Raw genomic sequence first — 15,587 nt, 5'->3', positions numbered from 1 at the left:
TCGAAGCGACCCGTTTGCGGGTCGAAGCGCAAGATCGCATTCGCGCCCCAGTCGCTTAACCACACCTTGTCGCGCTCGTCGACATAGACGGCATAAGCGTGAGGGCCGTCGCCGGGCAGGCGCCATTCCCGCCAGCGGTTGGTGGCGGGATCGTAGGCGCCAAGCTTGCCGGCGGTCCATTCGCTGACCCACAGGATTCCCTTGGAATCCGACCAGATACGGCGTGGCCCTGCGTGCGGCGTGGGCGGCACGATGGTATGCGCGGCACCGGTAACCTTGTCGATGCGCGCGATATAGTTGCCGGCCAGCGAAGCGTAATAGACATCGCCGCCGGGTGTGACCGTAATGCCGTAGGGCCCTGCCCCCTCCGGAGCATCGAACACGCGTATGTGGCCGCTGACGGGATCGACTTCGCCGTAGACGCCATTTTGTCCGGTAAACCACAGGTGCCGCTGCGCGTCGAACACGGCTGTGTCCAGATTGGCATTCGGGTGCCCGGGCGGGAGCGGAAAGCGCTTCACCGCGCGCGTGGCGGGGTCGACACGCACGATTGCGTTCTGGCCGCCATCAGTGACCCAGGCCGCTCCGTCCGGCCCGACGATGACGCCGTGCGGTGCTGCGCCCTTGCCGAGCGGAATGTGCATGGTCTTGCCGGTTGCCGGATCAAGCCGCCCGAGCGCGCCAAGCGGCTGGGCCGTGTACCAGACCGAGCCGTCCGGGGCGGGCGCTACGTCATGGGGATGCGCGCCGGCCGGCACCGCATAGCTCTGGATGCGCACCGGCGCGGCACCCTGCGCGCTGGCCAGCGAGGCTGCTCCCGCCAGGACCCATGCAGCGAGTACCGATGAGAGGGAAGCTGCGCGCATTGCCGGCTCCTTCCTGAGGAAGCTTCATTATAGTTTTACGCATACTATTCTTCGCGGCCCGCCAGTTCAATGTGATAGACCAGGCGCTGTAGGAAGGTCTGCTGGCCGGGGGCAAGGCCGGCAAAGGTACAGCCGATGTGATGCGTGGCGCGCTGGTCGCTCCAGACCAGACCGTGCCCGACCACTTGCAGGTCGAACTCCAGTTCGCCCTGGCCGCGAAAGTCGAGCCGGCATCCCGGCAGGATCGTGCCAGCCGACAGCTGCGCCATACTCACAGCCGTGGAACGAAGGCCCACACCGGACAGAGAGAGGTCCGCGATATCCAGCCTCAGAATCTGGTCGTCGGACGTGCGTAGCTCACAACGGTAGCCCATGGCGGCGTGGGGTCGTGCACGGGGATGGCGACGGCGCTCGAAATGGTTGAGCTGGGACGGGAAGGCGACGGCGCAGGCCGTGCCGCCCCGATACTTGACTGGGTAGGGCCGTCCGATGACGAAGTCGATCCTGACATCGCGCAGCACAGCGGTGACGGCAATCTCATCCGATGTCAGCAGCAAGTCCCGCTCGGCCTCCGTGCGGCATCCGTCGAAGACGAAGGTACAGCCAACCGGGTCGACTTTCAGCAAGGTGGTGGCAATCCTGTAGCCGTCGCGCGTGCGTAGCCGGACAATACACTTCAACCAGGCGAGATCGAGCAGCACGGCACTGATCTGCACGGGGAGGGTCAACCTGTGGCAGGCATTCAATAGGGAGTCGCCTGGTGCTGGCATGCGATCTGTTTGCCGCCTGGCATTGGAGGGATTGAGGCTCACGAAATCCTTCAACAAAGAGGACGAGGGATACGTCTCGACTCCAACGGCGATGGGGATCAGATGTACGGACAACCCGCAAGAAGAAGATAACGGTAGAAAGCGGCAGGACTTAACCCCTCGGCGCGGCCGGATATCAGCCACCATTGCGGAAACAAGTGCACGCAGCGGCACAAGGACGCAGTGGGACGCTTTCGGCTAAGCCTGGGCGATGACCGCAGCCGGTAAAACCAAAGCACTAATGCCAGAGGAGGATTGTGCAATCCGGCGGGCAGCGAAATGATAGGCCACTGCCGGTTTGTTTCCGTCGTGTCCGTTCCGGCGCCGTTGTTCCGATCCAACGCAAGATTCGGCCCCTCACCGGGGTACGGAGGCTGATGTGTCGACGCTTCAGTCCACGCTCGCTGACGGCTTGCATCGCGGCGCCAGGCAACCCGCGCGGAGTGCGCGGACCGCACTGCCATTGCTATTGCTGATGCCGATGCTGATGGCGATGACCATCCTGCTGATGCCGCGCGCACGAGCCCAAACACCGTCTCCGCTGTCTGAGTGGCAGTATTCGGTAGGCATCCCCCTGGAGAAGATGTTCGAGCCCGAGACGCCGACCTGGGAGGTGCGCGTCGGCCTGGGCGCCATCTATCGCCCCCGCTATGACGGCGCCTCCAGCTATCAGGTGCTGGGCGGCCCCGCCGTCGACGTCCGCTACCGTGACCTCCTCTTCGCTTCGACCGGCGAAGGCATCGGCGTCAATCTCGTCAGTACACCGCACTGGCGGGCCGGCGTGGCGATCACCTACAATCTCGGCCGCCGGGAAGCCGACGATCACGCTCATCTGCGCGGCATGGGCAACATCAACTTCTCGCCGGAGGCCAAGGTGTTCGTCGATTACGTGGTTTCGAAGGAGATTCCGCTCGTGATCCGCGCCAATGTCCGGCGCGCCATGGGCGGCTCCGACGGCTGGATCGGCGACCTCGGTGCCTACCTGCCGCTGCCGGGCAGTTCGGAGACGTTCTACTGGTTCGCCGGGCCAACCGTGACCTTCGCCGATGCGCGCTACATGAACACCTGGTTCGGTGTCAGCGCAGAGCAATCAGCGCGCTCCGGCTATGCGCAGCACCAGGCCAGCCCCGGCATCAAGGCTTATGGCGCTGGCCTGAGCGCTATACGCTTCTTCGACAAGCACTGGTTTGCCACGACCGACGCCAGCGTGTCGCAACTGGTGCATGGCATCGCCAGCAGCCCGGTCGTGCAGCGCGCCACCAGCTTCTCGTTCGCCGTGTCCGTCAACTATCAGTTCTGAACCACCCGGTGCCCATGCGCTAGGAATGTCGACGGACCTAGTCGATAAGCCCGCGCCAGTAAGTCCGGTAGCGGCGGCCCAGCACCGGCCCGGACGGCGTAAACACATTGGTTCCGCTGACGGCCGCCTGGTACGTGTTGCCGCCGATCTGGACCGAAACCGGGACCGGCGTCGGCGCATAGCCGCCGCCGGTCAGCACCAGATAGCGGTCTGCGGCCGTCAGGCCACCGTCGCCCGTGAGATCACTGGTCGAAGCGGCGCTCAGATAGTTCATCATGTAGTAGCGCGCTTCTCCGAGGTTTCCCGTACACGAATTGGTGGCCGCTGTGGCCGGCGTGTTGGTGGTGAACATGACTGTGCCGGACAGTGTGGTGGAGCCGCTGACAACCTTCTCCCCCGCACCGAGCGTGACATACCAGCCACTTGCCGTCGATAGCGCCAGCGTGGCGGCGGCGATCTGGGCTGGCGTGCCGACCTGCATCAGATCGGCGGTGGCGTCATAGAGCTGGCCGGCAACGCCGGTCGTGGCTCCTGCCACGCCTTCAGTGATGGGTGTCGAACGCACGGCGTTCAGGCTGTGGTCATCCTTGATCATGTAGTACCGATTCTGGATGGTGGTATCGAACGGGTGCTCGCGGTCACCGGAACCGATCAGCAGGCTGTCGGTCGGGTTCAGCACGGTGGCGGGCACAATGTCAGGTGCGTAAAGGAACTTGCGCGCAGCCGCACTGCTTCCCCCGAGCGAGGCAAGCTTGGTTACGGTCCAGTTTGCAGGCGAGGCGTCGCCGATGTTGATCCGCCAGATATTGGCGCCGGTATCGGCGGCGTATAGACGATCGATATATCCGTCGCGGTTGGAATCGTAGATCGCGACATTGGAGGGAATGGCGTAGGTCATACCCGGCACATTCAAGCCCGTTGAGCCGGTGGCCGCGGCCGGGCCGGCCTGCCAGACCAGATTGCCGGTGGCGGCATCCAGCACCATCACGCCGCGGCCCTGGGTAGCGGTGCCTTGCACGATGGTGTCGTTGGCGGCGGCATCGTAGCCCAGCCCGAAGATGACTACCGCGTTGCCCTGGTTGGCTTTCAGCCTGGCAACGCGCAAGTCCGCCCAGGTCTGGCCCAGTTCACCGAACCCCGTATCGCTGGCGCCATGCTTCCACAGCAGCTTCGGGGTGGCTGGGTTGGTCACATCCAGGGCATAGATGAAGTTCCCGCCCCGACGCATGGTCAGGAACAGATAGGCCTTGGTGACCGCCCCGGTGGTGGGGTCCGACTCCGTATAGGCCGTTGACGAACCATCCACGAAATAAGGCTTTGGCGCCGAACTCGAAATCGACGGCGAGTGGTTGTACATCCTGCTGAACTTCGGGAAATGCTCGGACGGGATGAAGCTCCACAACTCCGTCCCGCCGGCACTGCTCTGGCCACCCTTGACGGCATGCAACATGCCGTCGTTGGCGCCGTAGAAGACCACGATGTCGTCGGCAGTGCGGTTGTAGTTGATCACTGCCGGCCGGGAGTGCAGCACGTCGCCATGCGCAAAACCACGAATATTGTAGACAGGCGGGGCCGAAGGGTTGGCCACAAGGGGGTCGTCCGCCAGGGTATTGCCCCCTCGCACCCAATTGATGACAGGCTCGGTGCTGGCCCCGCTCGACAGGCCGAGCATAGTGGCCACGATCGAGGAATTACCGGTGCTGAATGGCGTGCCGGACAGGGAAGAACCCGTCGTGCAAGTGCCGGTGCAGGTATAGACGTTGCGGCTCGCCTGATTATTCGCAAACGCGGTGCGCAGGTATTGCCCCACGCCGCCCTTTTCCACCAGGTCGCCGTCCGGCGAATCCGAACTGCCTCCCACCCCCTGCGAATTCACATAGTAGTTGGGATTCCAGAAGGTGGAGGGATTGGTCCAGAAGCTGATCACGCTTGGGTTGACGAAGCCCGTCGTGTTGCTCTGCACCTTCGCGCCAACGCTGTCGGCCATATACACATTGCCGGTGGCGTCCACGGCGAGCTGGTACTGCTTCAGGTTGCCGACCCAGTTCGGCTTGGCATTGGCATCAGGGCGGAACGCGCCCAGGTACACCTGGTTCAGATAGGTGCCACGCACGCTTACCGACACCGGCAGGGAAACGGAGGCGAAGACCGAGTTCACCGCCTGGATCTGATTCAGGATATTGTTCAGCGCTAAAGCCAGGGCGGTATCGCTGCCGGCCTGGAAGTAGTCGCCGCCGCCATTGCTGGCAACGCTGCCCATCATGGCCGTGAAATCGGCATTATTCTGCGCGTTGTAAGCGTCGATGGTGAAGGTGGTGACGGATCCGTTCGCGGCGGCCGCGCTACCGGCGCCGAGATCCGGGCGCAACTTCAGGAAACGGGCCCAGGCGGCCTGGACATTCGAGACTGTGGAATACCCAGGGTATTTCGCCAGCGTGGTGGTGGCTGGGTCCGTGCTGGCCGGCACGGGTGGCAACTGGCCCTGCCGGTTGTTGCCGATGAAGATGATGTAGGTGTGCGCGCAGCCGCTGCTGCCAATCGGGCTGTTGTAAGCCGAGCCATTGGCGGAGCCCTTGTAGGCGTAACCCGAGGACAAGCCGCCAATGCCGGAGGTTGTCAGGTTATTGGTTATCTTGTTGCCGCCCCCGTTGGCGAGGCCGAGGTTGCCGGGATAGTCCGCGAGCGGATCCATGCCGGCCCAGCTGCCCGAACCCTTGAGATAGAGCCATGCCTCGTACAAGGCGTTGGCGTAGTCGCCGGACGACTGGTCGACCTCTTCTTCGGGTGCATTGACATTGATGCCGCCAACGATATTCTGCAACGCAGTATTATTGGCGGCCACGCTCATGTCGCGTATGCCATAACGCAAGTAGCCTCCATCGCGCTTGTTTGCCAGGGAGAACATCATCAGGCCCACATTGGCCGGTTGCTTCAGCCCAGCCACGAAGTTCTTGATAGCCAGCAGCTCCGCCTGGCCCTGCGTTGCCGACCCGACCCATTTCTGCGAGGCCTTCGACCAGTTGGCAGTGTTGTCCAGGATAAACAGGATATTTGGCGCCGGCGACTTCACGCCTGGCGGCTGATTGAAGATATCGGTGTCATCCGTGCGGCCGGTGATCGACACGAGCGTCAGCGAGGCCAGCAAAACGAGCTTCAACAGTCTCAACATATTCACGGTGCCCCCCGGGGCGATGCAAGTTGTGATCTAGGGACAGGTGGCCGTCGAATTCATGCGCACCCGGGCACCTTGATGCACGGTAACGGTGACGCCGCTTCGATTGTCGGTAGCGACCGCACTGATATCCCAATAGGTATCCTTCGGTGCCGAGTCAGCAAAGTCGACGCTGTAGCCATCGGCAGCAGTCAACTGCAAGCATGTCGGCTTGGCAGTCTGGACGGTGTAGTCCGCCACGCCGTCGTTATTGATATCGATGCTGAAAGTCTGCGCGGTAGGCGTGTAGAAATTGCTGACCGAGCCGATGACCTTTTCGATCGCCTGCTGCGCGGCAGCCGTTGCCTCGATTCTGGCTTGCTGATTGCCCACGACCTTCAGGTTGGTCTTGCTCATGCGCATGGCGGAGACCACCAACAGGGTCAGGACAATCAGCATGACCAGCCCCACCACCAGACTCATGCCTGCCTGGCGCAGCCCGCCCTGGAATAATCGACGCCGCATCTTTACTCTCTCCGGCTGCTGAGGTTGATGACGCGCACGATGCCGGTGTAGACGTGCCGCTTGAAATTATCCGCGAAGGGGCCTGCCGAACCGGCCGCTCCCATGCTGTAGGTCTTCGCCGCCAACGTACTGTCGACGAAAGTGGACACCTCCGTGTTGCGCGCCAGCAAGTTGACCTGCACGGCCATGATATTGGGCCAGTCGGCCAGCGCAGGCGCAGTTGCGAAGGGCATGGCTGGCGCACCCTTCCCGACAGCGTCGATGCCATAGTCCAGCTGCAGGTTCTCGATGCCGTCGACCAATGGCGTCGTGACCCAGCTCGACGCGCCGCCCGCTACCGCGATTTCCAGGCGTTTTAACGTCGGCACCGGCTTGCCGCCGTCCGCCGCCGCGGTACAGGTAGTGGCGCCGGCGGCCAGGACGTTGCACGGACTGATGAAATAGATATGCTCGATGTAACGGCGCAGCGCGGCCGGCGTAACGCCGTCGTTCTGCACCAGGGTGTATACGGAGGGGGTTGCCGGCGTGGGGTCCGGACCGACAGCCGTCACCGGCGTACCGGTGGGGGTAGTCTGCACATACACCTGGCCCGCTACGGCAGTGGCAGGCGTTGGGAGGGTGTCGGTCGTTTCAAGACGGCGCACCACCAGGATATCCGTCCCCGCCAGGTGATTTGCGTTCGGCAGGCAAGCCGACAGCGGTGCCGGTACGGTGGCTGGAGCATCGTAGCCTTGCATGGGCAAGGCCAGGGAAGCGGCAACGCTGGTCTTGTCGATTGCACACGGATCCGGCAAGGCAGACAGGGCCGTAAACGCGCCGCCATACTGACCATAGTAGCCGGCATGCTGGATATCGTCTTCCAGCAGCGTGAATGCATAGCGACCGTTCTCGATCTGCCGGGCCGACTTGTCGAGCTCGGTACGGGTGCTGCTCTGCTGGCTGATCAGCGCCGCGACACCTGCCATCAGGAACAGGCCGATCGTGATCGAGATCATCAGTTCGACCAGCGAAAAGCCCGCCTGACGGGAGCGCAAACGCACGGAGGCGGTTGACTTTGCCATGTATTGAGCCTCAGTTCAGGTTGGCAATCTGCAGTGTTGCGCTAACTACCCGCCGCCGCGCCTCGTCACCGTACAGCCCCTTGCCGCAGCCAAGGCCCGCGCCCGGCGCCACCGTCTTCCCCACGCCCAGCCAGGCCACGCTCACCAGATAGACGCCGCTGACACTGTCATAGCTGACGCAGCCGCGCGCGCCGATCATGGCGCCGACGTTGCCGCTGGCGTTGGTTTCAGCCGCGCCGGCGAGCAGACTGCTCCAGGCCGCAAGATCCCCGTTGGCCATGGTGTAGGCCTGGACAGTGCCAAGGGAGCACGCCGGCGCTGCGGCGGCGCCCGTTCCCAGATAGGGCAGCCCGTTGACCGGATCGGCGGTGAAGGCATAACAGCCGGCGACCGACCGATTGGCATTGATGCGGCCGATCATGTCCTGCAGCAGAATCAGCGCCTGGGTGCGCTGGTACGACTCGGCCTCCGCGCGCTGGCCGGTCAACATCAGGCCAACAAGACCCAGCAGTCCGAGTAGCAGGATGATCAGCGTAACGAGTACCTCGATCAGGCTGAATCCCGATTGGCGGCTGATTGGCGATGGGCTCCGCATCAGCAACTCCCGGCCTGGCTGCTTGGCAGCCCGCTCAGATCGACATTGATGCAGCGCTGCGGTGCGGTGGAGCTGGCCGCGCTGATACCAAAAGGACTGATGGTGGCAGTGAGGCGGCCGTTTCCGTTGTAGACGAGCCCGCCCGCCGGGCCTGTCATGGTCAGCCCTTGCAACGCCTCGTGCTGGCTGAGGGTGGTGGTGCCGCTTGTGACCGTCCAGCCGTTCTGCCAGCCGCCCGACGCCGGAGCGACGGTAACACCGCTATCGCGCTTGATCGCCTCGCTGCGGGCATAGATCAGCGCGGCGACAATATCGTAGCCAGCTGCCCGGATCCGCTGCCCTGATATGAAATCTCGAAAGTAGGGAGTGGCGATGGCCATCAGGATGGCAGCAATCGTCACCGTGGCAATCAGCTCGATCAAGGTGAACCCCCGCTGCAGGTGTCCTCGAGCGTGCCGCGCTTCTGCAAGGCTGGGCAACATGGTTACGTCCATGATTCACTCTCACCAGCAACCAGCCACGGTGCCGCTGCCGCTGATCCCCTTGGTGCCCGTCTGGTCGACGGTGAGATTCATGCATTGGGCATCGTTGGTGGCCTGCGCGCCGATCGGCGTGGCGGTCACGAGGTAGGTCGGCGGGGCGACGGCGTTGCTTGCCGCCACGGTGACGTTGTAGTTCTTTGCCACTTCCGCTGGAATGGTGGCATAGCCGAGCGCCGTCATGGTTGTGGCGTATTGACGTGCGTCGAGGTTGTACTGCTCTTGCTGGTTGGCCACGCCAAGAATGAAACTCTGGGCGGCAGAACGGTTACTACGGATCACATATTGCGTGTAGGAGGGATAGGCAATGGTCGCGAGGATGCCGATGATAGCCACCGTGATCATCAACTCGATCAGCGTGAAGCCAAGCTGGGCGCTTGCCGTGCGCAAGGCCGCTACGCTGCTCGGCTCACCAATGCGAAAGAGGAGGCGCGCGCGCGCCAATGCGCCTGCCGCCGATCGGCATGAAGACTGACCCATGATTGACCCCACTGCTTTTATTTTTTGGCTTCCAATCCTTCCGGCTTATTTTAATGCGTGCTGCCGGACAGACGGACGCTAAATTTAACAACTTTCTCCGCGCCACCGCCACTCATTCGTAAAGGCCGGCAGAATATTTTTCCAGCACGTCGCGAATTTCAGACAGCGACTTCCCCGATAGCCTTCGATTCGATCCGTGCATGCATAACATCCTTGCCATCTTGCTGGAAATCGAGTGTGTCAGACAGTGCGCTGTTCTCGAATGCCGGTTCAACACCGGTGCAGCAGCAGATGGCGGAACCTGTAGCAGCCTTTCAACGTATGGGATCTGGCGCGTCGAGCACGGGTGCGCAATGCGCTGGCCGACGGCGCGTGGCGAATCGTGCACGCCGGAGACCGCAGCAAATCGGAGGCTGCGGTCAGGTCTTCCCGCGAGAGGTCAATGAGACACCAGCGGCCACCAGCGGCGCATGGTCAGTCGAAGCTTTTCAAAGCGCGCTTCTCTCCACATAAATTCAAATAAAGTAGTGAAAAAATCACTTCACCCATCGCCTCGGTATTGGACGCATACGGTTATCCGGCTTCCAGATAAAAATAGCGGAGGCGGATTCTGAGTTATCATTAAATCACAATAGGCTACAAGCCTGAAGCGCAAGATCCTGCACGGATAAAACGAATAACCCTATTGAGCACGGCAGTCCGGATTTGCAGAAGGGCGTGCGCGTGCCGCGGCCGCCAGGCTCTCCAACCACTTACGTTCTCGCCCGGCTTCGCGACGCCCACACAACACCCACGCTGGATTTGAAAGATAACCCGCCCTATCCTTTCTTCAGAACTTCGCCATCGGCCCCAAGCAACCAGCCACCATCCAGCCAGCCCCCTCGACAGGAGACAATCAAGATGCAAACCCCGTTATCGCGGCGAGCCCTCCCGATACTCGCTGGCCTCGCCCTGGCCGGCGCAATGACCCTGGCCCATGCCGCACCGCTCTCATTCACCGTGCCGCTCACCGGCGCGCAAGAGGTGCCCGCCATGCAGACCCAGGGCAGCGGCTCAGCCGACCTCACCTACGATCCCGCCACACGCGTCGTCACCTGGACCGTCACCTACACGGGCCTGTCCAGCGAGGCCACCATGGCGCACTTCCACGGGCCGGCCGCAGCCGGCAAGAACGCAGACGTGAAAATCTGGGTTTCCGGGAAGGGGGCTCCGGCGACCAGCCCGATCAAGGGCCAGACCACGCTGTCCGCAGCCGACGCGAAGGCGTTCCTTGCGGGTGATATGTATATCAACGTGCACACCAAGGATCATCCAGCCGGCGAGATCCGCGGCCAGGTGGTACCGCCCAAGGCGAACTGACGCCGCAACTCAGAGATACGTTGCCAGAAGCGCCGCTGCGGCGGCGCTGACCGCGAGCAGAAACAGCGCCAGCGCCGCAGGCGCCAGCCGCGGCGCTGCAACGCTCGCCGGCAGGCGTTTGCGGCCGGTCAGCATGGGCAGCAGCAGATTGTGCCCCTTGGCCACGGCGTATAGCGCGATGGCCAGCAGGTGCAGCGCCACTGCCGCCAGCAGTACATCCCACAGGATCGAGTGCAGTGCCGAGATGGCGTTGGCTATCGCGGCGGGTACCCATTGGGTCAGGGGTCCTTCGTCCGCGATGTCGTTGTTGAGGTAAAGCCCGCTCAGCGTTTCGCCCAGCATCAGGGCGATCAGCAGCATCACCATCCACCCTCCCGCCGGGTTGTGGCCGGCCTGCAGGTCGGCCTCGCGGCGCAAGACGTGCCGCAGATGGCGGATCGCAGCGGCGGGCGATGCCATGAAGTTGCGAAACCGTGCGGTCTCGCTGCCGAAGCAGCCCCAGAGCAGGCGGAACAGCACCAGCGCGAGCAGCGTTTCGCCGATCCGGACATGCCAGTCCATCCAGTTCAGCCGCCAGGTCGCGTAGGCCCCCGCCACCAGCACCACCGCGAGCCAGTGGAACAGCCGTGTCGGCACGTCCCAGACCAGCACGGGGCGGCGATCCGCTTGCTCCAGTGGTGAGATCGGTTCGCCGGCTTTCATATGTCACCCCTCGTGCACCTGGGACAGCCTCCTCGCTTCCATGTTTTTTAAGCCAGTCAAAAGCATTTGTAAATTGCAATTATTTCGCCTTCGTATAGCATCGCTTTTCTTTTTTCTTCATTACGACGCGCGCCATGGCATCGGCGCCCACCGCCCAGCATCCCAACGGATAACCGCCATGATGAAGCAAATGCTGATTGCCGCCATGCTTGCTGCCAGTGCAGCCGGCGCGGCTCAGGGCGAGGAACATGCGCCCGGCCACTCGACCCATTGGACCTACAGCGGGAAAACGGGCGCTCCGCACTGGGGCGACCTTCAGCCGGACTACGCCACGTGCAAGCTCGGCCGTGAACAGTCGCCGATCAATATCCGCGGCGCAGTGAAGGCCGACCTGCCGCCCATCGGCTTCCAGTATGTCGACAGGCCTGCTGACGTGGTCAATACCGGGCATACGGTGCAGGTAAACGTGCCCGACGGCGGAGCCATCAGCCTGGCCACTGGCCAGTACGCGTTCGTCCAGCTTCATTTCCATACGCCAAGCGAGGAACGAATCAATGGAAAAGCCTATCCGCTGGTGGCACACCTGGTCCACAGGAACGCGGCGGGCAAACTCGCCGCCATCGCCGTGCTGTTCAAGGAGGGCAAGGCCAATCCTGTGCTGAAGCGCGTTTTCCCGGCCATGCCTGCCGGTGTGAATGCGCCCAAGCCTTTGCCGGGCGGGCTGAACGTGGCCGACCTGCTGCCGGCGGACCGCGGCTACTACGCCTTCGTCGGTTCCCTGACCACGCCACCTTGCAGCGAGGACGTGCAATGGCGGGTGCTCAAGCAGCCCGTGGAACTGTCGCGCGCGCAGTTGGCCGCATTCAAGCGGCTATACCCCATGAACGCACGGCCGTTGCAACCGCTGAACGCACGCACTATCCAGGCGAGCCGCTGATGCCTGTGGCCAGTTAGCCGCCTCGCCTATCCGCCCACGCGCCGCAAGGCCGCCCCCACCTCCCCGTAAAATTCCCTCAACGCCACCACCTCCAGATCCGGCGGCAGCAGCGCGGGCCAGAGCAGCCCGACCATATCCCTGGCGGTCCGCTCGATATCCACCGGCCGTTGCCGGGCAATCGCGTCCCAGAGAATATGTTCCATCGGCCCGAGAATCGCCGAACGCAGCAGGCTCAGCGGCAGATCCGTGCGGATCTCCCCGTTCTCCCGCGCCCGGGCCAGCAGGTCCATCAGCGGCGCCGTGTACCGCCGTTGCAGCGGCACGAACACGTCCCCCAGCCCCGGCCCCTTGGCCCGCCCTTCGGACAGCACCAGCGCGCACAGGCCGGTGCCCTGGATCAGGAACAGCCGCAGGTGGGTGCGGACGAAGAATTCAAGCTGGACCTTGGTGCTCTGATCCCGCGGCAGCCCCTCCTCCACCACGCCGATGATCTCGTCATACCAGTCTTCGATCACCCGCGCGCATAGCTCGCGCTTGCCGTGGAAGTAGGTAAAGACGGTGGCTTCGGAGATACCCAGGCGCTGGGCGATCTCGGTGGTGGTGGTGCGCTCGTAGCCCATCTCGGCGAAGACTTCGCGGCTGACGCGCAGGATGTCGCGGATGCGCTGCTCCGCCTTGGCGCCCGCGGGTACGCGGCGCCGAACCATGGTGTCGTCCATCGACGTGTTACCTCGTTTGCCGGAAGCCGGTCATTGTAGTGCAGCGCAGCATGGGAAATGGCGCCGGCTTGCCCGCCGGCGGGCTACGGCCGGGCGGCAGCGGCGCCGCTTCGCACCTGTCATGGCATTGTAATTGATCTTTACTCAACTCAAGGTTGCATTTTTTTGGCTTAGCGTGTACTTTTCCAGTCAGCGGGCTTGCCGCATCACAACAAATACCCGGGATGCGAGCCAACAACATGCGTACCCCCACAATTTGAGTAACACTCAATAAACTCAAGAAACCGGGGAAACAGACAGCATTGCGACATCGCTTTGGAGACGAGTATGACGACGCAGGGTGCGGCTAGCCCAACGACATTGCCCATTGGCGGGCTGTCCCATGTACGGGGTGAGACAGATATCCCCCTGTCCGAACTGACGGTGCCGGCCTTGCTGGCCGAAACCGTGTCGCGCTTCCCCGACCGCGAGGCGGTGGTATTCCGGGAACAAGGCATCCGCTGGAGCTGGCGCGAGTTCGCGCATACGGTGGATGCCATGGCCGGCGGCTTGCGCTCGCTGGGCCTGGAACGCGGGGACCGCATCGGTATCTGGTCGCCCAACCGCGTGGAATGGCTGGTGACGCAGTTCGCCACCGCCCGTCTTGGCCTGGTGCTGGTGAATATCAACCCGGCCTACCGCCTGTCCGAACTCGAATACGCCCTGAACAAGGTGGGCTGCAAGGCCATCGTGGCGGCAGAGTCGTTCAAGACTTCGCGCTACCTGGACATGCTGCAGACGCTGGCGCCGGAGCTGCAGGCCTGCGAGCCGGGCGCGCTGCAGGCGGCCCGCCTGCCGGCGCTGCGCTGGGTGATCCGCATGGGCGGCGAGCGTACCCCCGGCATGCTCAACTACGATGCCCTGCTGGCGGCCGGCACGCATACCAACGTCGCCGAACTCGATGCCATCAGCGCACAACTCGATCGCTGCGACCCGATCAACATCCAGTTCACCAGCGGCACCACCGGCGCGCCCAAGGGCGCCACGCTGACGCACCGCAACATCGTCAACAACGGGCGATTCATCGCCATGGCGATGCGCTTCTCCGAGCAGGACAAGCTTTGTATCCCGGTGCCGTTCTATCACTGCTTCGGCATGGTGCTGGCGGTGCTGGCCAGCGTCTCCACCGGCGCGTGCATGGTGTTCCCGGGCGAGGCGTTCGATCCGGTGGCGACCATGGCGGCGGTGAGCGAGGAGCGTTGCACGGCGCTGCACGGCGTGCCGACGATGTTCATCGCCCAGCTGGACCACCCGGATTTCTCCAAGTACGACTTCTCCACGCTGCGCACCGGCATCATGGCGGGCTCGCCCTGCCCCATCGAGACCATGAAGCGCGTAGTGGCGCATATGCATATGGCCGAGGTGACCATCGCCTACGGCATGACCGAGACCAGCCCGGTGTCCTTCCAGAGTTCCACCACCGATCCGCTCGACAAGCGCGTGACCACAGTCGGCCGCATCCAGCCGCATCTTGAAGTCAAGATCGTGGACGGCGGCGGCGAGATCGTGCCGGTTGGCGAGAAGGGCGAACTGTGCACGCGCGGCTATTCGGTGATGCAGGGTTACTGGGACGACGAGCCCCGCACCCGCGAGGCCATCCGCGACGGCTGGATGCATACCGGCGACCTGGCCACCATCGACGAAGAGGGCTATTGCAATATCGTCGGCCGCGTCAAGGACATGCTGATCCGCGGCGGCGAGAACGTGTACCCGCGCGAGATCGAGGAATTCCTGTTCCGCCATCCCAAGGTGCAGGCGGTGCAGGTGTTCGGCGTGCCTGATCACAAATATGGCGAGGAAGTGTGCGCCTGGATCGTGCTCAAGCCGGGCGAAACGGCTACCGAGGACGATATCCGCGCCTTCTGCCGCGACCAGATCGCGCACTACAAGATTCCGCGCTATATCCGCTTTGTGGACGAGATGCCCATGACCATTACCGGCAAGGTGCAGAAGTTCGTGATGCGCGATCGCATGACGCAGGAACTCGGACTCGACGTAGACAAGACGGCCTGATCCTGCCACGGCCAAGGGGCGCCCCCACCCCCATTCCTCCCAGATTCAGAATTCAGAATATCAAGAGCACTCAAACCATGAACGAACTCCCCGGCCTCAATTTCCGTCTCGGCGAAGACATCGACATGCTGCGCGAGACCGTGCGCAACTGGGCCCAGGCCGAACTGGCCCCGCGTGCGGCCGAGATCGACCGCACCGACCAGTTCCCGATGGACGCCTGGAAGAAGATGGGCGATCTCGGCGTGCTGGGCATCACGGTCGCCGAGGAGTACGGCGGCGCCAATATGGGCTACCTCGCCCATATGATCGCCATGGAGGAAATCAGCCGCGCCTCCGCCTCGGTCGGCCTGTCCTACGGCGCGCACTCCAACCTGTGCGTCAACCAGATCCACCGCAACGGCACCGCCGCGCAGAAAGCCAGATACCTGCCCAAGCTGGTCTCCGGCGACTGGATCGGCGCACTGGCGATGAGCGAGCCGAATGCCGGCTCCG

The 15,587-nt window shown here is 63.3% G+C and carries 15 protein-coding genes; 5 read left to right on the top strand and 10 right to left on the bottom strand.

The window, feature by feature from the left end; genetic code table 11:
- Together P3W85_RS16900 and P3W85_RS16895 are read right to left on the bottom strand one after the other, a co-directional pair.
- On the bottom strand, positions 1-866 hold an 866-nt coding region (locus P3W85_RS16900; RefSeq protein ID WP_276265619.1), incomplete at its 3' end, for a Vgb family protein.
- A 44-nt stretch (positions 867-910) separates the two neighbouring features.
- On the bottom strand, positions 911-1,678 hold the full coding sequence (locus P3W85_RS16895; protein ID WP_276265618.1) for a flagellar brake protein: 768 nt from the start codon (positions 1,676-1,678) through the stop codon (positions 911-913).
- A gap of 472 nt (positions 1,679-2,150) precedes the next feature.
- On the opposite strand from P3W85_RS16895, the gene P3W85_RS16890 reads away from it, so the two are divergent.
- Positions 2,151-2,975: a MipA/OmpV family protein gene (locus P3W85_RS16890; RefSeq protein WP_276265621.1), complete on the top strand. Its 825-nt coding sequence runs from the start codon at positions 2,151-2,153 to the stop codon at positions 2,973-2,975.
- A gap of 37 nt (positions 2,976-3,012) precedes the next feature.
- Here P3W85_RS16890 and P3W85_RS16885 read toward each other — a convergent pair whose 3' ends face one another.
- From P3W85_RS16885 to P3W85_RS16860, 6 genes are read right to left on the bottom strand one after another with little or no spacing between them, the layout of a single operon-like run.
- Positions 3,013-6,132 (bottom strand): pilus assembly protein, encoded by a 3,120-nt coding sequence (locus P3W85_RS16885; protein ID WP_276265617.1) that lies wholly within the window; start codon positions 6,130-6,132, stop codon positions 3,013-3,015.
- 48 nt (positions 6,133-6,180) lie between these two features.
- Positions 6,181-6,651: a pilus assembly PilX family protein gene (locus tag P3W85_RS16880; protein ID WP_017224994.1), complete on the bottom strand. Its 471-nt coding sequence runs from the start codon at positions 6,649-6,651 to the stop codon at positions 6,181-6,183.
- Between the two features lie 2 nt (positions 6,652-6,653).
- Complete coding sequence (locus P3W85_RS16875; protein WP_276265616.1) at positions 6,654-7,712, bottom strand: PilW family protein; 1,059 nt, start codon at positions 7,710-7,712, stop codon at positions 6,654-6,656.
- Between the two features lie 10 nt (positions 7,713-7,722).
- On the bottom strand, positions 7,723-8,307 hold the full coding sequence (gene pilV / locus P3W85_RS16870; RefSeq protein ID WP_276265615.1) for a type IV pilus modification protein PilV: 585 nt from the start codon (positions 8,305-8,307) through the stop codon (positions 7,723-7,725).
- Entirely contained in the window at positions 8,307-8,801 is a 495-nt protein-coding gene (locus tag P3W85_RS16865; protein WP_051078402.1) for a GspH/FimT family pseudopilin, read from the bottom strand. Before P3W85_RS16865 ends, pilV begins: the two co-directional genes overlap by 1 nt.
- Before the next feature lie 9 nt (positions 8,802-8,810).
- Positions 8,811-9,326 (bottom strand): type IV pilin protein, encoded by a 516-nt coding sequence (locus P3W85_RS16860; RefSeq protein ID WP_346430269.1) that lies wholly within the window; start codon positions 9,324-9,326, stop codon positions 8,811-8,813.
- Positions 9,327-10,226: 900 nt separating this feature from the next.
- Here P3W85_RS16860 and P3W85_RS16855 point away from each other — a divergent pair.
- Complete coding sequence (locus P3W85_RS16855; RefSeq protein WP_035807386.1) at positions 10,227-10,685, top strand: CHRD domain-containing protein; 459 nt, start codon at positions 10,227-10,229, stop codon at positions 10,683-10,685.
- A gap of 9 nt (positions 10,686-10,694) precedes the next feature.
- Here P3W85_RS16855 and P3W85_RS16850 read toward each other — a convergent pair whose 3' ends face one another.
- The gene (locus tag P3W85_RS16850) at positions 10,695-11,387 is read right to left on the bottom strand and encodes a cytochrome b/b6 domain-containing protein (RefSeq protein WP_017224988.1); all 693 of its coding nucleotides are present in this window, start codon (positions 11,385-11,387) and stop codon (positions 10,695-10,697) included.
- Positions 11,388-11,427: 40 nt separating this feature from the next.
- On the opposite strand from P3W85_RS16850, the gene P3W85_RS16845 reads away from it, so the two are divergent.
- The gene (locus tag P3W85_RS16845; protein ID WP_276265614.1) at positions 11,428-12,324 is read left to right on the top strand and encodes a carbonic anhydrase; all 897 of its coding nucleotides are present in this window, start codon (positions 11,428-11,430) and stop codon (positions 12,322-12,324) included.
- 26 nt (positions 12,325-12,350) lie between these two features.
- On the opposite strand, the gene P3W85_RS16840 is transcribed toward P3W85_RS16845, so the two are convergent.
- Positions 12,351-13,043: a TetR/AcrR family transcriptional regulator gene (locus P3W85_RS16840; RefSeq protein WP_017224986.1), complete on the bottom strand. Its 693-nt coding sequence runs from the start codon at positions 13,041-13,043 to the stop codon at positions 12,351-12,353.
- 327 nt (positions 13,044-13,370) lie between these two features.
- On the opposite strand from P3W85_RS16840, the gene P3W85_RS16835 reads away from it, so the two are divergent.
- Together P3W85_RS16835 and P3W85_RS16830 are read left to right on the top strand one after the other, a co-directional pair.
- On the top strand, positions 13,371-15,095 hold the full coding sequence (locus tag P3W85_RS16835; protein WP_276265613.1) for an AMP-binding protein: 1,725 nt from the start codon (positions 13,371-13,373) through the stop codon (positions 15,093-15,095).
- A gap of 77 nt (positions 15,096-15,172) precedes the next feature.
- Positions 15,173-15,587 (top strand): acyl-CoA dehydrogenase family protein (locus P3W85_RS16830; RefSeq protein WP_276265612.1); only part of this gene is annotated, 415 nt, incomplete at its 3' end.

The organism is Cupriavidus basilensis (assembly GCF_029335485.1).
GTDB lineage: Bacteria > Pseudomonadota > Gammaproteobacteria > Burkholderiales > Burkholderiaceae > Cupriavidus > Cupriavidus basilensis_E.
Note: the sequence above shows the minus strand (reverse complement) of the source record. Positions and strands in the feature narration are given on the sequence as shown.